General features: G+C 54.9%; 17 protein-coding genes and 1 pseudogene. 10 read left to right on the top strand and 8 right to left on the bottom strand.

The features are described 5' to 3' along the window. The first annotated feature begins 97 nt into the window (after positions 1–97). The 10 genes and pseudogenes from ACAW75_RS22635 (at position 98) to ACAW75_RS22590 (ending at position 10,773) form a co-directional block, all read left to right on the top strand. Positions 98–2,275, top strand: a complete 2,178-nt coding sequence (locus tag ACAW75_RS22635) for a TonB-dependent receptor family protein (RefSeq protein WP_370731044.1) — start codon at positions 98–100, stop codon at positions 2,273–2,275. Between the two features lie 14 nt (positions 2,276–2,289). Further along, a complete protein-coding gene (locus ACAW75_RS22630) occupies positions 2,290–2,841 on the top strand; it encodes a hypothetical protein (RefSeq protein WP_370731043.1) in 552 nt (183 codons plus the stop codon). 174 nt (positions 2,842–3,015) lie between these two features. Continuing rightward, positions 3,016–3,576: a carboxymuconolactone decarboxylase family protein gene (locus ACAW75_RS22625; protein WP_370731042.1), complete on the top strand. Its 561-nt coding sequence runs from the start codon at positions 3,016–3,018 to the stop codon at positions 3,574–3,576. 43 nt (positions 3,577–3,619) lie between these two features. Beyond that, positions 3,620–5,524, top strand: a complete 1,905-nt coding sequence (locus ACAW75_RS22620; protein WP_370731041.1) for a carboxypeptidase-like regulatory domain-containing protein — start codon at positions 3,620–3,622, stop codon at positions 5,522–5,524. Next, positions 5,479–6,393 (top strand): annotated as a pseudogene (locus tag ACAW75_RS22615) (TonB-dependent receptor); the annotation flags it as partial. The gene ACAW75_RS22620 and the pseudogene ACAW75_RS22615, both read left to right, overlap by 46 nt. Before the next feature lie 35 nt (positions 6,394–6,428). Further along, positions 6,429–7,664: an MFS transporter gene (locus tag ACAW75_RS22610; RefSeq protein WP_370731040.1), complete on the top strand. Its 1,236-nt coding sequence runs from the start codon at positions 6,429–6,431 to the stop codon at positions 7,662–7,664. A 33-nt stretch (positions 7,665–7,697) separates the two neighbouring features. Then, complete coding sequence (locus ACAW75_RS22605; RefSeq protein WP_370731039.1) at positions 7,698–8,267, top strand: carboxymuconolactone decarboxylase family protein; 570 nt, start codon at positions 7,698–7,700, stop codon at positions 8,265–8,267. 83 nt (positions 8,268–8,350) lie between these two features. Further along, complete coding sequence (locus ACAW75_RS22600) at positions 8,351–8,917, top strand: carboxymuconolactone decarboxylase family protein (RefSeq protein ID WP_370731038.1); 567 nt, start codon at positions 8,351–8,353, stop codon at positions 8,915–8,917. A gap of 28 nt (positions 8,918–8,945) precedes the next feature. Beyond that, positions 8,946–9,488, top strand: coding sequence for an ester cyclase (locus tag ACAW75_RS22595; RefSeq protein WP_370731037.1), 543 nt, complete (start codon positions 8,946–8,948; stop codon positions 9,486–9,488). 82 nt (positions 9,489–9,570) lie between these two features. Continuing rightward, the gene (locus tag ACAW75_RS22590; RefSeq protein WP_370731036.1) at positions 9,571–10,773 is read left to right on the top strand and encodes a DUF3179 domain-containing (seleno)protein; all 1,203 of its coding nucleotides are present in this window, start codon (positions 9,571–9,573) and stop codon (positions 10,771–10,773) included. A 123-nt stretch (positions 10,774–10,896) separates the two neighbouring features. Here the strand turns inward: ACAW75_RS22590 and ACAW75_RS22585 are convergent, their stop codons facing one another. The 8 genes from ACAW75_RS22585 to ACAW75_RS22550 form a co-directional block, all read right to left on the bottom strand. Then, positions 10,897–13,599, bottom strand: a complete 2,703-nt coding sequence (locus tag ACAW75_RS22585; protein WP_370731035.1) for a hypothetical protein — start codon at positions 13,597–13,599, stop codon at positions 10,897–10,899. Positions 13,600–13,912: 313 nt separating this feature from the next. Further along, on the bottom strand, positions 13,913–17,101 hold the full coding sequence (locus ACAW75_RS22580) for a DUF5689 domain-containing protein (RefSeq protein WP_370731034.1): 3,189 nt from the start codon (positions 17,099–17,101) through the stop codon (positions 13,913–13,915). A gap of 128 nt (positions 17,102–17,229) precedes the next feature. Beyond that, positions 17,230–18,504 (bottom strand): hypothetical protein, encoded by a 1,275-nt coding sequence (locus tag ACAW75_RS22575; protein WP_370731033.1) that lies wholly within the window; start codon positions 18,502–18,504, stop codon positions 17,230–17,232. A 32-nt stretch (positions 18,505–18,536) separates the two neighbouring features. Further along, positions 18,537–19,223, bottom strand: a complete 687-nt coding sequence (locus ACAW75_RS22570; RefSeq protein WP_370731032.1) for a hypothetical protein — start codon at positions 19,221–19,223, stop codon at positions 18,537–18,539. Between the two features lie 11 nt (positions 19,224–19,234). Beyond that, positions 19,235–20,626, bottom strand: coding sequence for an ethanolamine permease (gene eat, locus ACAW75_RS22565; protein WP_370731031.1), 1,392 nt, complete (start codon positions 20,624–20,626; stop codon positions 19,235–19,237). Beyond that, entirely contained in the window at positions 20,590–21,303 is a 714-nt protein-coding gene (locus ACAW75_RS22560; protein WP_370731030.1) for a hypothetical protein, read from the bottom strand. The genes eat and ACAW75_RS22560 overlap by 37 nt, the downstream gene beginning before the upstream one ends. 83 nt (positions 21,304–21,386) lie before the next feature. Continuing rightward, complete coding sequence (locus tag ACAW75_RS22555) at positions 21,387–21,605, bottom strand: YgaP family membrane protein (protein ID WP_370731028.1); 219 nt, start codon at positions 21,603–21,605, stop codon at positions 21,387–21,389. A 97-nt stretch (positions 21,606–21,702) separates the two neighbouring features. Then, positions 21,703–22,581 (bottom strand): N-acetylmuramoyl-L-alanine amidase-like domain-containing protein, encoded by an 879-nt coding sequence (locus ACAW75_RS22550; RefSeq protein WP_370731027.1) that lies wholly within the window; start codon positions 22,579–22,581, stop codon positions 21,703–21,705. Positions 22,582–22,613: the final 32 nt, after the last annotated feature.

Raw genomic sequence — 22,613 nt, 5'->3', positions numbered from 1 at the left:
TGTAACGACAGGGGAGATGCCCGCTTTGAGCAGGCCCCCTGTGTTGCATCCCGTAGGCATTGACACAACCTGACCGTATACTCAACAACTCTCTTCTATGAACTTGCTGAAAGGCGCGTCGATTGCCAGTTGGCTGTTGGCCTGGCCGTGCTTTGCTCAAACTCCTGATACACTACGTACCCAGCAACTGCGAACGGTCGAGGTACGAACGTCCCGATCCGGTGAGGTTCAGGCCTTACCGGATCAGCAGGGAACGTACCTGATGGCCGGGCGACGTACGGAACTGATCCGGCTGGCCGATACCGATGCCGATGTCGCTCAGAAAAACCCTCGGCAACTGCTGGCCCGCGTACCGGGCGTGTTCATCTACGACATGGACGGGTCGGGCAATCAGATCAACGTGGCCACGCGGGGACTGGATGCGCACCGGTCGTGGGAGCTGAACATGCGCTACAATGGCGTATTGACCAACTCAGATATGTATGGCTATCCGGCCAGCCATTTCTCACCACCGGGCGAAAGTCTGGAGCGCATTGAGCTGGTTCGCGGAACGGCATCACTTCAGTATGGGGCACAGTTTGGGGGAATGCTCAATATGGTTACCAAGCAGGCCGATACCACCCGCCGGTTTGGGTTCGAAAGCATTGGGTCGGTTGGCTCGTATGGCCTGCGCAGCACCTACAATGCCGTGGGTGGTCGCGTTGGCAAACTGACGTACTACGGCTACGCGTACTGGCGTCATTCGGATGGGTACCGGCAAAGCAGCCAGTCTGACGCGCAGGCACTCTTCGCCAGTTTACGTTATCAGGCCTCGGCGAAGCTAAGCCTGACGGCCGAGCTGGCGCGGTCGACGTATGTCTATCATCTTCCCGGCCCATTGACCGACTCGATGTTTCGGGCCGATGCACGGCAGGCGACGCGCAACCGAAACTACTTCAGCCCGGATATCTGGGTGCCTTCGCTACGGGCCGATTGGCAGTTGAGCCACCGCACCCGGCTTCAGTTGATCACGTCGGCGGTTCTGGGTGTGCGAAACAGTGTGTTGATCGATGCGTTCGCTACGGTTACTGATTTGCCAGACCCCGTGACGGGCCAGTACCGCCAGCGCCAGGTCGACGTTGATCATTTCAATAGCTTCACGACCGAAGCGCGGCTGTTGCACCAGCTTCGGCTGGCTGGTATGCCCGCGACGATCGTGATTGGGGGCCAACTGATGCACAACGATCTGCATCGTCAACAGTTAGGCAAAGGCACGACCGGTTCGGACTACGACATGACACTGACCGCACCATTCGGGCGCGACCTGTGGTATTACACGCGCAACGGTGCCCTTTTCGCCGAAATGCAGCTAAACGTATCATCGCGTCTGACACTGTCTCCCGGTATTCGGGTCGAACACGGGCTTACGCAGATGCGGGGCGTCATTACTAGCTACGATCCGGGTAATCTACCCAACGACATCAGCCACCAGTTTGCGTTGCTGGGAATCAGCGGACAGTACAAGGTGAATGGGGCCGTTCGCCTATACGGCGGCTTGTCACAAGCCTACCGTCCGGTTATTTTCAAGGATATCATCCCCGCTTCGACCTATGAACGGGTTGATAAAAACCTGCGCGATGCAACCGGATATAACGCTGAACTGGGCGTAGAAGGCCGCTGGAAAGGACTGCATGTGAACATGAGCCTGTTCGATGTGCTGTACCGAAACCGCATGGGGACACTGGTGCAGACCGGTGCTGATGGTCAGCCATATACCTTCCGCACAACGATTGGCGACAGCCGGAGCCAGGGGGTGGAAGTGCTGCTGGAAGGACAACTGCTGAACACCGGTCGGCTGACCGTTAGCGGGTTTACGTCGACAGCCTTTATGGATGCCCGCTACATCAACGCAAACGTATCGGCGGGAACCGAAAATCGGAATGTAACGGGTAATCAGGTTGAATCGGCTCCCCGCTTTACGTCTCGAAACGGGTTGACGTTCCGTTACCGCACGGCTAGTTTAACGGCTCAGTACAGCTACGTAGGCATGACCTACTCTGACGCATTGAACACCCCCGTTCCTACGGCCAATGGCGCTAAAGGACCTGTGCCTGCGTATGGCGTGTGGGATATCAACGCTACCTGGCGGGTAACCTCATGGCTACATGTTAGAAGTAGTGTTAACAACGTGTTGAACAGCCAGTACTTCACCAAACGGCCGTTGTTCTACCCCGGTCCCGGAGTATGGTCGTCAGATGGACGTAATGCCGTGTTGTCGGTCGGTATCAAAATCTAGGACGTACCTACACGATGCGAACTCGATTCCTGCTTGGTGTTCTATGGTTTGTCTCCATAGGAACACTGTCGGCACAATCATTGACGATCACCGACATGCTTCGGCTGGTGACAACGACACCTGCTGCGTTTGAAGAGGCGATGAAGGCAAAAGGGTACACCTGTTATCAGCGGAAGAAGTCGCTGACGAACTGGAGTTGCCTCTTTATGGATCAGCGACCTGCGTATCTGAACCAGCCGGCCTCGTCAGCGCAGGTAATGAGCTACGTATTTGGGCCAAATGCAACGGCATTGGTTGACCAGACAAAATCAGTCGAGGCCTATAAGGCCTGGCATGACGAACTGATGGCGCTGGGTTTTGCCCTCGATAAACGCCCTCAGTCGAACGAGGGTGTTGGGCTGCAATACACAAAAGATCACGTATCGGTTGTGCTACGAAAAGTAGACAGCTATAATGGAATCTCCGATAATCTCACGGGGTATAGTGCGTCAGTAACCTGGATGCGGCAACCGCCCGTTGTGTCGCAACGCGGTAAGGCTACCTTTCCCTTGACGTTCGCCCCATAGACAAGACTTAGACCATGACTTTTCCTGACGTACACGCAACAGCAAGTTTTTTGCTGACAGGCGCTCTTTTTGCTCAAAAAACGAACGTAGCCCCCAATTTGACTATAGCAAAAATGGGCAGTTCGACGAAGTTGGTAAGTAGTAACAGTCTGATTTATAGCCTGATCTGACGATATGCCACACATTCCACTTCCAGATCATCTGCCGGGGATCACTGGCCTGCTCGAATACCGGCTGGATACGGCCGAGCCAATCCGAAACCTGACGCAACTGCTCCTACGCGGTGAGTCGACGCTGACTGAAGGCGAGCGCGAACTGATTGCGGCGCTGGTGTCCTCGCGGAACTGCACCAACTTTTGCAATGCGGCCCATACCAAAGCAGCTGACCTGTTGCTGGGCGAATCGGAAACGGCACTTGCGGTGAAGACCGACATTGAAACGGCTCCCGTGAGTGAAAAAATGAAGGCACTGCTTCAGATTGCTGCCCTGACGCAGCAGGCTGGACGCGCTGTGTCGCCCGAAGCAATTGCCCGGGCACAAACAGCCGGAGCCACCGATCGTGAGATTCACGACACCGTACTGATTGCCGCTCTGTTCTGCCTCTACAACAAATACGTTGATGGGCTGGCTACCGTGACACCTACCGACCCGGCCTATTACCAACTGCTGGGTGAGCGAATCACGGGACGTGGGTACGTTCGTCCACCGGGCGGGTATCCAGCGCAGGTGAAATAAATGATCCCTGTCAGCAGGGAAACCACTTTTTACACTCATAATCATGAAACTCATATACTCGATCATCGCGCTGGCGATGATGCTTACCCTTTCGTTGCCTACTCTCGCCCAAACGCGCCGACTAACAGGGATAATCCGCGATGGCCAGGGGCACCCCTTACCCGGTGCGTCGGTTGTTGTTAAAGGACAATTGTCGGGTGCAACAGCCGACGGCGACGGGCGTTTTTCGCTGACTGTTCCGCAGAAAGGCACACTGCAACTGGCCATATCGATGGTTGGGCACCAGCGGCAGGAACTGACCGTCGGCACCAACGATCGGCCTATCGAGGTACGCCTCGTTGCTACGACCAGTCAACTGGACGAAGTCGTTGTAGGGGCTTCGCGGGTAGAAGAACGGTTGCTGCGCGCGCCCGTCACGGTCGAAAAAATGGATGTCCGCGCCATTCGGGAAACCCCTTCGGCGTCGTTCTACGAAGGGATCAACAACCTGAAGGGGGTAGATATGGTCACCAGCGGACTGACTTACCGGCAGATCAATACGCGGGGCTTTGCCAGTACGGGCAACAGCCGGTTTTTACAACTGATCGACGGCATCGACAATCAGCCTGCCGGCTTCGGCTTCTCTGTGGGGAACATGTTTGGCCTGAGTGACCTGGATGCCGAAAGCGTGGAACTGGTACCGGGCGCGGCATCGGCCTTGTATGGTCCGGCGGCGTTTAACGGCGTGTTGCTGATGACCAGCAAAGACCCGTTTCGCAACCAGGGTCTCAGCGTGCAATCCAAAGTCGGCGTCAATCACCTGGGCGACGCCAATACAGGCGCGGCTCTGTATACCGACCATGCCCTGCGCTACGCCAAAGCCTTCGGGTCCAGGTTCGCGTTTAAACTCAATGCCTCCTACATGGGTGGGTTAGACTGGTTTGCTACCGATTATTCCGATGTAAACCAGACTACATCACCCGAACTGCGTGGAGCGAACAACCCGGCCCGGAATGCGCTCAATATCTACGGCGATGAAGTAGTGCGCACCCTGCCCGGCATCGGTCAGGTGTCGCGGACGGGCTACGCCGAAAAAGACCTCACGGATTATAACGTCTACAGCCTGAAACTGAATGGCGCCCTACATTATCGGATCACCCCCAGGCTGGAAGCGATCTACGCGTACAATTTCGCCAAAGGAACGGCGAACTATACCGGCTCTAACCGATTCTCTGTCAACGGTTTCTCGCTGATTCAGCACCGGGTTGAACTGCGGGGGAGTAACTTCTTTGTGCGCTGGTACAGCAACGCAGAGGATTCACACGATTCGTTCAATACGCGGTCGCTGGGGCAGCAGATCAACCGCACGTGGGTACGTGATCTGAACGGTAACGTGGTGTCGCCCGACAAGGCAGACCAGACGTGGTTCGACCGGTATGCCGCTGCTTTTGCCGGTTCTGTTCCATCGGTTGCCGGGAACAGCCAAACGGCGGCCCGTGCCTTTGCCGATCAGGGGCGATTGCAGCCAGGTACGTCGGAGTATGAAGCCCAGAAAAGTCGATTGATCGGCATTCAGGGATTGGCGGGGGCTGGCATTCTAAGCCAGACGAGCATGTGGCATACAGACGGGCAGTACAACCTGACGTCGGCACTGAAAAACGCGGCCGAGGTGCTCGTGGGTGGTAATTACCGGCAGTATAGCCTGTTCACCAACGGAACCCTGTTCGACGATAAAGGCGGCCGTATTCTGTACAGTGAATTCGGGGCCTTTTTGCAGGTAAGCAAAACGCTGCTTGCCGACCGGCTGAAATTGACCGCGTCGGGCCGGTACGATAAAAACCAGAATTTCGCGGGTTACTTCACCCCCGTGCATCGGCGGTCTTCTCTGCCACGGATCGGCACCACTTCCGGGCCAGTTACCAGACAGGCTTCCGCAACCCCACCCCGTCTGACCAGTTCATCAAGCTGAACGTAGGGCCAATCACGATTCTGGGTGGTGCGCCGAGCAATAGCGCGGGCATGAACGTCTATGAAAATTCATTTACGGCCAGCAGTGTCAACCAGTTCGGGGCTGGCTTTGGGGCAGACGTGAACAAAGTTGGGCCGCAACAGGCGGTGCTCAATAACAAAGACAAGCTGCAAAAGTCAGCAGTCCCTTACATCGCACCAGAACGCGTTAACAGTGTTGAAGTGGGCTACCGGGGCTTGCTGACGGGCAACTTGTCGGTTGATGCCAACTACTACTACGGTGTGTATACCAACTTCATTCTGAACACCGTTGTGCTGCGGCCCGACAGCCCGGTGCTGGGCAGCGATGGCAAGCCCAACCCCGCCGCCGCGCAGGATATTCTGAATGGCCGGGTGCAGGCCTTCCAGCTGTACACAAACGCACCCGATCAGGTATCGGCGCAGGGGGCAACGCTTGGGGTGACCTACCGCACGCCGGGTGGGTACCAGTTGAGCGGGAACGGCACCTGGTCATCCTTCAACATTCGAAACGCTGACCCGAACAATGTGGCCGCCTTCAATACACCACGGCTGAAAACCAACGTAACACTGGGTCATCGGAACGTAGCACCGAATCTCGGCTTCAACGTGGCCTGGCACTGGCAGGAGGGCTTCGACTGGGTGGGTTCATTCAACGCGTTGATTCCTGGCCCTGTACCGGCGTATCACCTGCTGGATGCACAGGTGAATTACCGGGTGCCGTCGCTGAAAACGGTAGTCAAACTGGGGGCGTCGAACCTGACGAATCAGTACGTTGTGCAAGCCTACGGCTCACCTGCCGTTGGTGGTCTCTATTACGTTTCGCTCACCTTCGATCAGGGGCTCAAGTAGGTTACCTGTCAATGACCACTAAACCAGGATGTGCTATGACGACGGAAGCAGTCAATGCGAATGAGGACGTGTTAACAGCCGATTGGCTGGCCTTTGGCCTATGTGCTGTATCCTATCTGCTGGGTGGTACGGCCTCGACACTGATGGCGACGTTTCTGCCGGTGGTAGTTCCCGAGCTATTGGGCAATAAGAGTGGAGCAGCCGAACTGGGCGACGTGGGCGCGTACATCAGCGCGTCGTTTCTCTACGGCTGGATGACGGGCGGGCTGGTTTTTGGCTTTGTCAGTGACCGGATTGGTCGGGCCAAGGCGGTGGCTTTCGCGACGGCGCTGTACGGCGTATCTATGCTGGCAACAACGATGGTGCCCAACTGGCCCTCGCTGTTGCTCTGTCGATTCCTGACGGGCGCGGGCGTTGGCGGTGTGTTGCTCTTGACAACGGTCTATATCTCCGAGATCTGGCCCGCCCGAAACCGGGCTGTTGTGCTCGGTGTCCTGGCCGTTATGTTCCCGGTCGGCATTGTGGCCACGGGTGGATTGAACGTTGGTCAGGTCCTGTGGCGGCAGGCGTTTGGGCTGGGGCATATTCCGGTGCTGATCGCGTTGTGCATGCTGATCAAACTACCAGAGTCGGCCAGCTGGCAGCGTCAGCAACGGTCAGTAAACCAGGCGAAGAGCGTTGCCTGGACCACCGCCGACCGGGCCAACCTGCTCACCGGCGTACTTGTATTCGGGGCTGTGCTGGTCGGGCTCTGGGGTACGTTCTCCTGGATCCCCACCTGGGTGCAGACCTTGTTGCCGCCGGGACAAACAGGGCAGCGGGAGCGAGGCCTGACCATGATGTTGCTGGGTATGGGTGGCATTGTCGGCGGGCTCTTTTCGGGGATGCTGCTCAACCGCTTTGGCTCACGCCGCACCCTGTTAATGACCTTCGTGGGGTGTGCGGGTGGCTGTGGGTTGCTCTTCCTGACAAACAGCCAGTTTTCGCCGATCATCTACGCTGAAACGGCCTTCGTTGCCCTGTTTTTCGGTATCAGTCAGGGGGCGTTATCCAGCATCATTCCGGCCCTGTTTCCCGTTCGTATTCGGGCAACGGCAGCGGGCATCAGCTTTAATATTGGCCGTTTCTTCACCGGCACGGCCGTATTTTTTGTCGGAACGATGGTGGCCGGACTGGGTGGTTTCGGCAACGCCCTGCTCGTTTTTTCGGTCGCTTTCCTGATCGCCCTGGTGGCAGTCTGGGTACGTTACAAACCGACGAGCGGGCAATAAATGACTAGTAATGCCTACAAATGACCTCTTCATATGCCTCATATTCAACTAAATAATGACGCGCCCGGCATTCGGAGCCTCGTCATGTACCGGCCCGATACGGGCCAGCCATTATACCAACTGGCGCAGGCACTTCTCCGTGCCGGGTCGCCGGATAGTACCCTCATCGATGCAGAGCGGGAGTTGATTGCCGCCTACGTTTCGAGCCGCAACTGTACGGATTTCTGCCAGAACAGCCATGCAGCGGCAGCCCGTTTTCTGTACGGTGATCAGCAATCGATTGTCGATCAGGTGCTGGCCGATGCCGATACGGCTGCTGTGTCGCCCAAACTGAAAGCGTTGTTAGCCATTGCCGGGCACGTTCAAGCCGATGCCCGGACGGTGCGTACTGGGTTGGTCGAAGCAGCCCGAAATCAGGGAGCAACGGATGGCGACATTCACGATACCGTGCTGATTGCCGCGTCTTTCTGCATGTACAATCGGTACGTAGACGGGCTGGCTACCCTCACCCCCACGGACCCCGCTGCGTATGAGGCGATGGGTGAACGGATGGGTACGTTGGGGTACGTTTTACCTCAGCCGGTTCTATCGAATCAACGGTAAACAAGTCTTTCATAGGTTAGTAGTTTGTATCCCCCAGTCAGCTCTGGCTGGGGGCATATTGGCTGCTGAACTGACCCCGACATATGCCACATATCGAACTCCCCGCTGGCGTCCCCGGCATTCGTGGACCTATGGTATTCAGCCCCGAAACGGCCCGCCCATTAAATGATCTGGCCAATGTATTACTGCGTACCAATGCGCATCACCCGGATTCGACGCTTAGCGAAGGCGACCGCGAACTGATTGCCACCTACGTGTCGTCGCAAAACGACTGTTTTTTCTGCCAGACGATCCACGGAGCTGTCGCCAGCCATCATTTGGGCGACGACGACTGGAGTTTGGTACGATCTGTGAAGCAGGATTACCCGAATGCAGCTATTTCGAGCAAGCTCAAGGCCCTGCTTGCGGTGGCCGGGAGTGTGCAGCAGGGGGGCAAGTACGTAACGGCTGAACAGATCGATGCCGCCCGGGCTGAAGGTGCTACTGACCGTGACATTCACGATACGGTGCTGATTGCCGCCGCCTTCTGTATGTTCAACCGCTACGTCGATGGCCTGGCAACGGTAGCGCCCGTCAATGATCCGGATTTTTACCGCAACCGGGCCGCCCTGATTTCGACCAATGGCTATGCGGCCACCGACAAGACATAATCTCTTTACCACTTATAATTCACTACCAATGACTGTACACAAACAACTGTTGATTACGGCCGGATTACTACTGGCTTCGGCTCCATTTGCCTCTGCTCAATACGTTGCCATGAACACTGGCGTGGCACAAAAAAATGAGGCGATTATCCAGAAAAACAATGCCCTCGCGGCGAAGTCGCCTGCGGCCAAAACGGCTGTTGCCTTCTTCAACGCCCTGCTCAATGCCCGCGACGTGGCCTTTCTGAAAACGATCGTTACACCCGATGTGGCGTTTCGCAATTCGTTGGGTGTAACCGTCAATGGTATCGACGGGCTGACGGCGATGATGGGAAAAATGGACAATACATTTGCCGGCTTTCGAATCGAGGTGACAGAAGTGATTGCGGAGGGCGATGCCGTGTTTCTGAAAGCCAATTTTTCAGGAACCCACAGTTCAGCGTTTCTGGCTCCGGCCGCCACGAATAAACCATTCACCGTGCCGGGTTTCGCCCGGTTTACGGTTCGTGATGGCAAGATCGCCGAAGGCTTTTCCGTGGTCGATTTTAACCAGATCACGAAGCAGATCCTGTAAATGGATACCTGGGTGAGTAGGCAACTGAGCTGTCTAGTCACCCAGGCACCTTATCGTACCCAAGTCCCTAATCCATAGAACCATGAACAAGAACCCGCTGCGCTGGACGTTGGTGGGCCTGATACTGCTCATTTTACTGGAAGCAGTTCGGGTTTATTTCATCATGCCGTTTCCGGGCAGTCAGCTCGACGACGCGGCCAATCTGAGTCGGGTAGGGGTAGCCTACTGGTTGCACCAGTACGTGCCCTGGCTTCGGGCGATGATTCTGCTGCTCCTGATTACCCCCGTTTTTTATGCGATCACCAAGCCCAGGATGACGTGGCACCGGTGGCTGGTGATCGGCTTGATCGTCGTGTATGCCGGCGTATTTTATACGGTCAACATGACGATGATGGCCGATCACATGTTTTTGCAGCCGACGACCAAACGCATGCTGCCGATGAGCCAGAACAAAATTCCGGTCAATAAGCTGGTATTGGGTGTGGTGGAAAATGGCGAAGCCCGGGCTTACCCAATCCAACTGATTGGCTACCATCATCAGGTACGTGACACGGTAGGCGGGAAGCCCATCATGGTGACGTACTGTACCGTTTGTCGCACAGGGCGGGTATTCGACCCTGTTCTCGACGGAAAACCACTCACGTTCAGGCTGGTTGGCATGGATCATTTCAACGCCATGTTTGAAGACGATAGCACGGGAAGCTGGTGGCGGCAAGCCACCGGCGAGGCCATCCAGGGATCGCTCCGCGGAAAAGCGCTCACCGAACTGACGGCCCGACAGATGACACTGGCAGAATGGGCATCTGAACACCCTAGGACCCTGGTGATGCAGTCCGATCCTGCTTTTCGGGAAGAGACCGATAGCCTGGCTACTTATGATACCGGTGTTCGTCGAGGAAAACTCACCAGGAGAGACTCGGCGTCGTGGCAAGGCAAATCGTGGGTGGTGGGCGTGCTGGACGGAAAAGCAGCCAGCGCTGTCGACTGGAATGAGCTGGTCAAAAAGAAAGCGATCAATACCGTTGTTGGCAAGCAGCCAGTTGTTGTAACGCTGGCCGCCGATGGGCAGACGTTTCGTGTCTTTAATCGACTAGCCAATGGGCAGACGCTCACATTCGAGCCCGTTGCCAACAACCAGTTGAGAGACCGTGAAACCGCTACAGTCTGGACTACGCGTGGGTTGGCCACCTCCGGTACGTTGGCTGGTCAGCAACTGACGTCCGTGCAGGCGTATCAGGAGTTCTGGCATTCCTGGCAGTCATTCCACCCGAATACAACGCACTGAGTAGGATGGTACACGGATTAACTGGATTTACGCGGATCATAGCTATAAGCCGTTGATCTGCATAAATCCAGTTAATCCAACTAATCCGCGGACCCTCAATCTATCCGTGTACCATTAAGCCGCTTATATCAACGGCTTGTTGGGCTCGTTCTCCTTCAGCATTGGATCGATCAGGTACGTCATGCCGCCGGTCAGCATCCCGTCGATATACGTCTCGACCACGATAGCCAGATTCTTCTGTTTACGGAGGTCGGTGACGGTAAATTTCTCGCCGGGTTCCAGCTTCATGGTGGCCGCTACTCGTCCGCCGCCGTCAATTTTGCGTAGATCCTGCTCATTGACGAAGTGGAGTTTCCAGCCCAGTTTCTCGAGCAGCGGCGGCATGGTCACCTTGATCTGGAGTTTCCCGGATTCCCGCATCGGATTCCGAATCAGGAACTGCCGGCCTTCAAAAGCGCGCAACAGCCCTTTTAAACTACCCGCTACAGGAGCCACGTTACGCTGGCCGATGTTGTTGTCGTGCGGTACAAGCCGCCATTCCGGAATGGTATCTCCAGCCGAAAAATTGTTGATGTTACTGGGGTCGCCAGTGGCCGAAGCGATCATCAGCATACACTCGTGACCAACCTGTGAAGGCGTCCACGTAAACGGACCTACAATAATCTCCGCCGCATTGTTGGGGGCAATGGTAGCGCCTGCCAACTGGGCCGTCGTCATGGGTGCCCAGTCGTTAGGCCAGGTCAGGCCTGTACCGGGGTTGCAGTGAAAGCCTTTGACCACCACGCCCGTAGCTGTCTGTGTGCCTCTGTTTTTTACCTTCACATACGCGAAGTTAGGTTGCCCCACAATCGGCTCCTGGTGGGTAGTACCGCCATCGGCCACCCGGCGATTCCAGATGCTCTGGTTGCTCCAGTGGTTGTGAAGATACTGGTATTGACCGCCTCGTCCGTCCTCGATATATACGTCGACCAGCGGTGGGGCTCCTTCGCTGGTGGCTGGTGTGCCGGGTGTCCGGTATAAGCCCTGCTTCTCAAATGCCCAACGGATCACTTTACTATAGGCCCCGCCAGCGTGCCCCTCCGATGTCCAGTCGCCCAGATCGGCGGTCGTCAGGGCAGAGGCCAGCGCTGTTGGCCCCATCAACCCGGCAGGCGGATTGGTAGCGGGCGTTAACGTACCTACCGCCCGAAGGATGAGGTAAGCGGCGAAGCGGGCAGCAAACTGCCGACGCCCCAGGTCTGGCGAATCACCGCCCATTGACCGGTACAGGCGGAATAACGTGGTCGACACAATCTGCTCGCTGCTGTAGCCACCCACGTCGTTGCTGCCGCCCCAGCCCCAGCCCGCTGCCACGGACCGGTCGTGCCGCCGGCGCGATCCAGCTGGCAGGGACGAAAACGTCCAGGGGAACGTCTCAAATCGGTCGGTGGCATGGGTGTCCGGGTCGTTCAGAATGGCCGCAAACGAGTCACCGGCACTATGGGCGAAGCCGAAGTTGGGCGAATTTACATGATCCCAGAGAATGCCGTGACCACCTAGTTCGTGCAGCACAACGCGCCAGTCGGCTGCAATACTGATCGGATTAGCTACATCGGCCGTGTTGGCCAACATGTACCCGAGCCGCCCAATACCATTGCCGGTCCCATTACCGCCGCAATACGCGTTAACCTCATTGCCATTGGCGGTAGAAATATGACCGCGATGATCAACGGGAACGGGAAACGTGGTGTGATCGAAGTAGGAAGCCAGATTGAAGCCCAAACTTTGCACGAGTCGGAAGAACCGGTCATTGTTATAGTAAGCGTTCACGGCCGCAAAACCGTTGGTGCGGGCGTTGAAATTGAAATCGGTAGCTGCCGGTGCCGTTGGCGGCGCAATGGTCGGTGTTTCAAAATCGGTAAGCCGGACAAACGGGCCAGTCAACGACTGAATGCCGCCTACGGGCGCGTTGAGCGGTAACGCTACAACCTGGCGCAGCGTGTCGAGTGTAGCGCCGTTGGCCGTTGGTCCGTTAGCCGCGTTGCCCGTCCTGGTGATCGGATCCACTTCAAAAACCAGCCCGTTGACGTTGTCTATCAATGCCCGCAGGTACAGCACAGCACCCGTTTCTACTTCTACAAAAGCCCGCCAGTTTACGTCGCCCATTTCAGGTAGGGGCATGGTGAACAGAAACTCTTCGGCTACGTAAAAATTGCCGTCTTTAATCGAAGCGGGCAGTTTAGGCAGTGGCAACGTGATGTCTGCATGGGCGAAACCATCATATTTGTGGCCCTTGTGATCACTGGTACGTCTGGCTTTTTCATACCGGAAAACGTAGAGTGTCCGCGCATTGATGGTAAGCTTTTTGGGCGACGTACCCAGCAGTTCGGCCAGTTCTGGTGCTTTCAACGAGGCCATACGCTGAACCGATTCATCAGCTGGTTTGTCAGGAGCAAGGTCCATCACCGATGAGTTCTGCGAACTGACCACGCGGTAGGGGCCATCTTTTACCTGGACCGCCACCCCCGAATTCCAGACGGGCAGACCAAAGTAGGTTTGCTGATAGCCAACCGTTGTGATATCGAACTGGCTCTTCTCATTCGTAAACCGGAAACCGGTGGTTTCTTCCTCGGGCGTGAGGGCCACCGCCTTCGATAGCTTTTTTAGCGCCTGTGGCTGAAGCATAAACTGATCCGTCTGCTGCTGCAGGTACGCATCGGCTACCTCCCGGGCCGATTGGCCAGCCAGCTGAACCGGCTCGGCACTGTGATTCATGTCGCGCACGATACCTGCCGTATCGAGCGTTAGCAAGGTTTGTTTTCCTGGCTGAATTGCTTGGTGCACCATTGTTGGAAAGGATTAGAATGTTAGGATAATCACTTCACTGTCAGTGAGAAAACTGACGTGAATTGCCTCACAAAGGTGCACGGCCCGCTGGAATCTGTTTAGCGTAGAAGTTACCGATTTATAAAATCAGGTAATTGAGGCAATAGCTGCGTAGTAACACTCATTTGAGTGAACGAGCCTCTTTTTAGTATCCGTTTGAGCTGCAACGTGTCAGCTGCGCCAGGTACGTCATTCCGATGCGCACAGCCACGAAAAAGGCGGCAACCCCGATCGAGGTTGCCGCCTTACAGAGCAGGGTATTTGAGTCGTGAATTTACTCAATCACTACTTTCAAGACTGTACGGCTGGTACGGATGCGCCCTTCCAGCAGATAAACGCCAGTTGCTAACGGTTGGTCAACCTGTAATTTAACAACCCGGTCGGTCAGGTGTACCAGTTGCATTCGAACAGCTTGCCCCGTAAGCGTGCGGAGCTGATAGCTGGCGCCCGCCATGTTTCGAACGGCCAGTTGGAGCTGATTATCAGCAATGGGGTTACCTAGTAAGGCCATGGCAGGCGTTGTCTCATCGAGCGTAACCGCCACAATTTTGCTTGTTTCGCTGGTTCCGTCTACATCGACTGTTCGCAAGCGGTAATAGCTCGTTCCGGTGAGTGGCTGCTCATCAGTAAGTCCATACGCTTTTCTCGACGCTGAATGACCAGAAGCGGCCACCTGTCCAACCGTTGAGAATTCACGGGCGTCGACACTGCGTTCTACGACAAAACGGGAGGCACTGCGTTCTGAGGCTGTTTCCCAGGCCAGCGAAACCCGATCGCCTGCTACCGTTGCCCGAAAATGAACGAGTTGTACGGGCAATGCGCTGGCCAGGTTAAACTTTGCATAGACCGGATAATGATCCGTCGTTGTGTTGCTATAGTTGCTGATGGCTGGCGTGATCCGCGTTACCGAGTTGGCAACATAGGCGGGTGCCATTTCATTCGACACGATGATGTGGTCGATAATATCGGCGTAACTAACCGTTGAAGCGCAACCTGCATCACTGAGTTCTTTTGTGATGGCCACAAAATTCGCGTTCGGGCGGGTACCGTTAATATCAGTCTCTGCCGGATTTGCATACAGGAAGGGTTTGTAGCTACTAATAGCCGCCACATTATTGGTTGGGTCAGTCAAATAGATCGATTTATCGACATCATCATTGATATCACCCGCATAGATGATCAGGTCATTGGGGTATTGGGCCTGGAGTGTGTCATACAACGCTTTCACATCGTAAACCCGCCGGTTGTAAGACGTTACATCGGAGCCTGATTTGGCATGAATACCGATGAAGCGAACCTGCTTGCTGGTGCCACTCGTATTGACCATACCTGTAAACATGAACGGTAAGCGGCCGGAGGCGTAAAACTGAGAGGCGTTGCCGGTTGGATAGCCCACAACATTGGCACCTGTCAACAGAGGCTTGCTTGCAATTTTTGTGACAACCGACGGTTTATAAATGATACAAACCCGTTGCGGATTTGGGTCGGGCACACTGCCTGATACGGCCGGTGAACATTCGCCGGCATACGTACCTGCACCGTATTGCGCATTCAACCCATTAACCAACTGGCCAAACGCCGTTGTGTTGTCTGTTGGGTCAGCCGCGTTGTACTGGCAAACCTCCTCCAGCATGAATACATCGGCATTGAGGTTTTTCAGTACCGTGGTTACATTGGCAATCTGCGTGGCATCGCCGGCTCCGCTTTGGCTGGGGCCGTTGGCCGGGTTGCCCAACCACTCCACATTCCAGATGACAACATCCAGTGCGTTTGCGTCTGGCGTGATGGTTGGTACACCACAAGCCGCACCGGAGTTGGCAACGGCTCCTGCTACATCATCGACAAAACGCGGAAAAAGCTGGCAGATCGAGTTGAAAACACCTACCACGCCGGTAACACTGGTTGTACCCGTCGGGCGTAGAGCACCCACCAGGTTCGTGGTGTTGTAAATGCGGACTTCCTTGCCAGTCACGCCCGTAAGGCCGTAATTGGTACTGCCCTGAAAGGTAGTGCCGGTGGTGGCCGAAAACGAAACGTCGGCAATAGAAACCAACTGCCCCTGATAAGTACAGAGGTCAGCAAGGGCAATCGGTATCGGAACGGGCAACACGTTGTCGGTACCTACCCGACTGAAACAGGTAAGTGTTTGAACCTGTTTGTCTAGATTAAACGCTGACGTTGTTCCTGTTACCTGAATCAGATCACCGATGCTGTAATCGATAGCCCGGTTATCGGGTGAGTCAAAAATGGCGATACCACCTGTTTCGTCCTGGATATAATAATTACGGCCATTGGCAAATTGCCCCGATACAGTTAACCGGCCGGTAATTGTGACAGACGTACCCAGTGGTGCATTTCGCGAATCCAGAATACTAACGCTATTGCCACATGGGCCTGAGCTTGTAGAAGTACCAAAAACATACCCGCTTACTGGCACATTTAGCGATGCTGTACCCGATACGATAGCGATGTTACCGCTAGCCGCACCAACGCCAGCACCCACCATTTGCACAGACACGGTTGCATTCACTGAGCCCGCAGATGGTGTCACTGTCGCTGTTGGCCCATAGGCTCCACCCCCAACGGAGATACTGAATCCGGCAGGAGCAGTTATCAGTACATCGGCAGTTAGGTTTGAGCCTGTCAGGGCATATGTTTTGGCAGTTGATGCCGTACCCAGTACCGTTTGAAAACCTGATAAACTTGATGGAGAAGCCCCCAAAAAAGCAACTGGCGGATTCGCAATAATACTCACATCGTCGATAGCCATACCATGATCTGTACCGCTATGGTCGGGGTCATACCAGCGAAGCATGATCTCATCGCCTGGATTGAGGGTAACTGCGAATGTGGCTGTCCTGGCTGAGCGATTTGCGGACAGGTTCCCATTCAATGCCCCAACCGTAGTGTTGCTTACTGGCGAGGTGAAGTCCAGTGCTGATACGGCCACATAGCCCGCTGGCGAAGCAGACGAAGGCGAGATCGTGGTGATGGCACTAGACGAAATCAGATATGAAAAACTGACGGTCTGTGCCGCAGATGTTGGTCCACCACTCCGCCACTGCTCGCCATTGAAACTTACCTGTAAGGCTGTAATAACCGTGCTGGTCGTGTTTTTGTAGCGTATTCCATAGGCGAAATTTCCCGCCGCCGCATTGCTCGACCCAACTGAACCAATGGCCCGATCCGTATCATTGGCCAAGCCGTAACTGTATAGGCTTCCGGCAGTGCCTGAGCCCGCATCAGCCACAATCGTTGTTCCGTTACCTGTTCGTTCGCCATAAACACCCGTGATCGTGCCGTTCTGGGTAAACGTTGGAGCGCCAGTTGTTGGTAGCGTATTAAAATCAGTAGTAATGCTCGAGCCTGTTGTTGAGATAGAAATTTGCGCACGAGTTGATGAAACACAAAAAAAGAAGGCCCCTACAAATAGGAGCCAGAAAAAACGTAGTGGTTGACGCATAGGCGATTGGTAGATGAGTTGACGACGGTAGAATCTGATGCGCAAACTTACTCCAAGAGCGATAGGCGAATAGTACTCAATTGTTAGTTTTGTAATAAGTTATACAGAAACTATATATAAACATATTTTTATGAACCTTCATTCATCTCGTCCCGTATCAATTGGCGAAGCGCGAGATGAGGCCGTAACTGAGCCAATCGATTTCCCTGCCTCGGCTGTACCTGACGATCCGACGAGCCGTTCGTGTACCCGTCATTGTATTGGGCTATTCGGCGGTCGGTCAGGGCGAGTCGATGCTCATTACCAAGTTGGATGAGATCGGCCAGTAGCTGGGTACGTTGCTGTTGTAACGAGTCCAGATTTGGCAGGCCATCGAGTTGTTTGTCGATCAGTTGTTGTTGCATGGCGTGTTCGTTCAGCGCCTGATCGACTGGAGCCAACTCGCGAAGTATTGGTTTTTCCCGGCGGCGCAGTGTCCAGAGTCGGCGGTCTGCCTGCAACCACCGGAACCAGAAAGCAGAAAGCACGGGTAGCCCGATGCCGAGGCAAACAGCACCCGCCAGCGCAAAAAGTAAGCCGCTCAAGACAAACGATAGCATGGCCCATGGGCTGCTGACCAAAGCCAGATTCAATTCGCCCGACTGCTGGAGTTGCTGTTCGATCTTTGCCAACACACTCGGGTCAATCGGAGCAGATGATCCGTCGAGCGGGGTAGTCTGTTGCTGCAGCTGTCGGATGCTTCGGTTAATGGCAGCTTTTAACTGGTCGGTCCGGTAGGCCTCATACCGGAACCAGCCCAGTACGGCCAGTGTAACCAGGGCAAAAGCCGCGAGAGCCAGCTTGAACCGCTCATACCGTACCTGATTTTTGGCCGGATCTGCCTGGTAGGGTCGTTCAAGCAACCGGTCATACGCTGGCTTCAATAAAACGGTCACCATGGCAAGCCCGACGGCGAAGGCCCATGCCTCGGTGTTATCGCGGATGTTGAGCGCATAGGCTACAATCTCGTGCGAGATGATCAGGTCACCGAACAGAAACGATAACCCTGCCACCAGAAAGAACAAGCCTCCGATCAGTGAATACTCGGGCGCCGCTGCTTTTCGGCGAGCCCGTAAATCGGTTTGCTCGTCCCTGATCTGTGCCAGCTGGTCGCGCAATTGAGCCACCTTTCCCGATAGCGAACTGATCGCGCTCAGCTGGGTATACTGCTGTTGGTCAAGCTGTTGCCTGCGCTCGGTCGTGGTAGCGATAGTGGTGTCGAGCACGTCCAGATCACGTTGATAGCGAGCTAGTTGAGTAGCCAGAAACGTTTCATTCTCCTGACTGGAGACAAAGCTCTCAAAATGATCCCGCTGTGCCTGATCCTGGCCACTGGTATAGCCGTGTTGAAAGTCGGATTGCATAAACGTAAGGGTTAATGCCGATCTGGGATCGGCTACATGTCAACGAGGCGGGCACGTACCTGATGCCGCATACTGCGCGCCAGGTCGAACTCACTCTCAAAGAGGCGGATGAGCAAATCGCGATGTGCCTGCTGCTGGGCTAGAAGAGCTTCTGCCTGATACAACTGCTGTACCTGGGCTTGTTTCTGCGCCTGCCAGTCAAGCCGTATACTGTCCAGTTGCTGATGGCTGTTGGCCTGTTTAAGTTGGGCCAACTGATGGTGAGCCAGTGACGCCCGGTAGGCCAGCACGCTGCTGATCACCGTAAATACACAGCCACTGATCCCCGTCAGCGTGGCAATAACCAGGGCCAATTGGCTGGTGATAAGCGATGACGTACCCAGGTACGTTCCTGCACTAAGCAGCGTAGAGAGGAATAGTCCCACCAGTAGTCTGACCAGCGATCTGGTGCCCACTGGCAACGGCTGATCCACTTCCTGGCGATTGGTGTATGGCTGCGCCGCTGACTCGAGTTGGGCAGTAAGGTCGCCGATTACTTCCCGATGCTGCTCAATTTTCTTCTCGGTTGAGGCCGTCAGGGCAGCGAAGGCCAACCGGATAGCCGCTAGCTTCTCGTCAGGTTGGGCTTCCGACAAGCCATACAGAACAGCCTCGTCACGGAGTAGCTGTTGGTCGGCGATCCAGTCGGGAAGCACATAGGCTGTTTGGGTTCCATTCATCGGTCTTGAGTTTACTCAGCCCGTTTAGTATCAGATTGATCGTTTAGTGTGTGTAGCGTCACGGCCACTTCCCGCCGACCAACCAGCCGAAACAGACCCAGCGATAGCACGCCCAACAAAAGGAACAGCGCACTAAGCCACGGGTTGAAATAGATAATAGCTACTAAACAAATTACGGCCAGAACAAGTGCTGTAACAGGTAATATTGGGTAAAAAGGAGTGCGAAATGGGCGTTCCAATTCAGGCTCCTGCCGGCGCAGCGCCATCAGACTGACCAGACTGATGGCGTACATCATCATGGCGCCCAGCACCGAAAAAATGATGATCTGATTGGTGCTCCCCGTAAACAGGGCGATCAACCCAACCAGTCCGCCGGCCAGCAAGGCCCAGTGCGGCGTACGAAAGCGCTCGTTTACGGCTGCCAGGAAAGCAGGTAGATAGCCATTACGGGCAAGCACATAGATCTGCCGCGAGTAGCCCAGCGTATTGCAATGAAACGAAGCAATAAGTCCGAACAGGCCAAGACTGGCGAAGAAGCGGGTCCAGAGACTACCACGACCCAAGACTGTCGCCAGCGTTTCGGGGAGTGGATAATCAATAGCTGACAACGTGCGCCAGTCGCCTACACCGGCGCAGAGGAGCATGGTACCCAGGGCCAGAAAAACCAGCGTACCGATACTGAGCAGGTAGGCGCGGGGGATCGTTCGGCGCGGATCTTTCACCTCTTCGGCCATCATGGCGGCTCCCTCGATGGCGAGGTAGAACCAGATGGCGAACGGGAGAGCCGCAAATATGCCCTGCCAACCAAACGAATCCGTATGAGCAACCACGTTTTCTACCTTGAACGCCGGAAACACCAGGGCCATAAACACCAGCAGTTCACCCACCGACAGGAGGGTGATGACCAACGAGAAGTTGGCCGACTCCCTGACCCCCAGCACATTCAGGGCCATAAAGACGAGGTAGGCCAGGACGCCGATCCAGACGGCCGATAGATCGGGGTTTAGAAAGTGAGCATAGGCGCCGAGGGCGGCGGCAATGGCCGGTGGAGCCAGTAAAAAATCGACCAGCGTCGCAAATCCGGCTAAAAAACCACCCATTGGACCGAATGCGCGGTAGGCGTAAGCAAAAGGGCCACCCGCGTCGGGAATGGCGGTGGTCAGCTCGGTGTAGCTGAAAATGAAGGCGATATAGAAGATGGTTACAATGCCTGTAGCGATTGTAAACCCGACAGTACCGGCCACTGCCCATCCGTAATTCCAGCCAAAATATTCGCCGGAAATAACCAGTCCCACGGCAATGCCCCATAGTTGAGGCGTAGTCAGCACACGACGCAGCGTAGGATGGGTGTCGGAACCAGGTTCGCTTATCGCCACAGGAATATCTTTTTCAGCGATTCCCAAAGTTTCTTTTTCAAGGCTACGTCCGCTTCGATGGCAGGCAGTGGATCGGCCATTAAGAAGGTGATGCCCTCGAACCGAACCGGCTGGTAGCGATCCATCATAATGTCGAGGTTCAGTCGGCTAAAGGGTACACCGAACGTAAAGAAATGGTGAATGTATTTTCCGGCTAGTAACTCTGAAAAATTGACATTTTTTGTGCCGTGCACATTCAACAAATCAACGCCATCAACGTCGAGATGAACAGCCTTCAGTATTTTTTCCAGGAACAGAAGATCGCTGGGCAGTAGATCGTCATCCACCAGGATCAGCACCTTCTGACTAATCAGCGGCGTAGCTGGTTTGCTCGGCGCTGGCTGTTGTGGGGTAGGAACAGAAACCGTGTTGCCAGGTTCGTGGGAGAGCGAGGGAGGCTCAGGCCGAACGGGGTTTTCCTCGACGGGTTCAACCGGGCTATACACCTCTTCTACGGGCAAAGGGGCCTCCATCACGACTATCGACGGCATAACCGGATCCTGGATGGAAACGGCAGGGGCGGGCATTGTTTCGATAACCAGGCTATTGACCGCTGATCCCTCAAACGCAGCGACTTCCAGGGCTGGAAAGGCGTGTAGGTCATCGCCACGGCGAAAAAGCTGCTCCGTCTGAAAAAAAGTCTGGTAAAACGCTTTGTTCGACATGTAGCCAAAGATACAGCCTCAAGCCGCAAAAAAGCCCTGTTGTCGGTTGAGAACAGGGCTTTTTTGCGGTTGGATACGCAAGCTTATGGTTCTGTACGTTGCCGACTGTCGCGGCCGAGGGCTGCATAAATGGCGCAAAACCCAGCTGCACCGCTGTAGGCTAAATAGACAACCAGGAGAAGCGAAAGAATGACGGTGAGGCCAGTGATGAAGGAGGTTAAGCAAAGTGCTAACAAATCGATTGCCAGCAATCCACGAACAAGTCGGTCAATGAATCCAACGTTTTGGTTATGATTAGGCATCTTTCTTGGTAGGTTAAGACGCTAATATAAAATGAATTGAAATACCAGTAACAAATAGATTAAACTATATTACTATCCAGGTATTTATAAGGTATACTTAGTGGGCCTGAAGCGGAGTCGTGGCTTGAGCATCTGCCACGCGGACCGCCGTCTGACTAATTCGGGCGACACGTACGCCCGACAGCCGTTTGTTCGCCAGTAGGTAGTCTGCCAGCGGCTGCTGGGTGAGTACCACTTTTTTATGGTCAGAGGAGGCATGCAGCAGGTGTAACCGGCCCTCGCGCCAGGTAGCATAGCCAACATGCCGCATGTCCAGCCCGGGGCGGGCGGCAGTCAGCATAACAATGTCTCCCTCTTTAAATCGACTCTCCAGGGACTTGAACTGTTTTTTAGGAATAAAGTAAAAAGGTTGCTGACTGATATCAGACTGCACCTGCGTGATCTGTTTATAAACCGCCGGGTCGGCCAGACGTGGATACTTATGAACAGCTGCAGTCATGTAGTTAACCGCTTTCTGCACCTGTATGCCACCTATCTCGCGGGTAACATCTTGCAGGATGCCTTTCCGCTCATTATCGCGTAGCCAGTCAGAGAGGTAATGTAATCGGCTGGCGTAGCCATCGATCTGCCCGTTTCGGTAACGCACCTTCGTCAGGTATTTACGAAACGTAGCCTCCAGTTGCGTCGGCGTGTGTTTCACCGGTAAATCATGGTCAGCCAAGGCCAGCGCCAGGGTCGTCTCTATAAAGGTGGTGCAATCGAACTCATGGAGGTTAATCACCAGCTGTTCCGACTCGTTTACCTCCAGGGTATGGTACACGTAAGGCTTGCCAATTAGGGAACTGGCCGTTTGTACGGCTGTTTCGGCAACCGTCCGGCCGGGAGTGATCGTCACCTGACGAAGCTCGTCTGTAACCTGTGCTGATGCCAGCAGGGGTAAGGCCGTGCAGAATAGCCATAGCAGTCTGTATTTCATGTAGGTTAGACGTTCCCCTTCCAAAAAGTAGC

Origin of the sequence: Fibrella arboris (assembly GCF_041321095.1) — a bacterium.
Classification (GTDB): domain Bacteria; phylum Bacteroidota; class Bacteroidia; order Cytophagales; family Spirosomataceae; genus Fibrella; species Fibrella arboris.
This window is presented reverse-complemented; position numbering and strand designations above follow the sequence as displayed.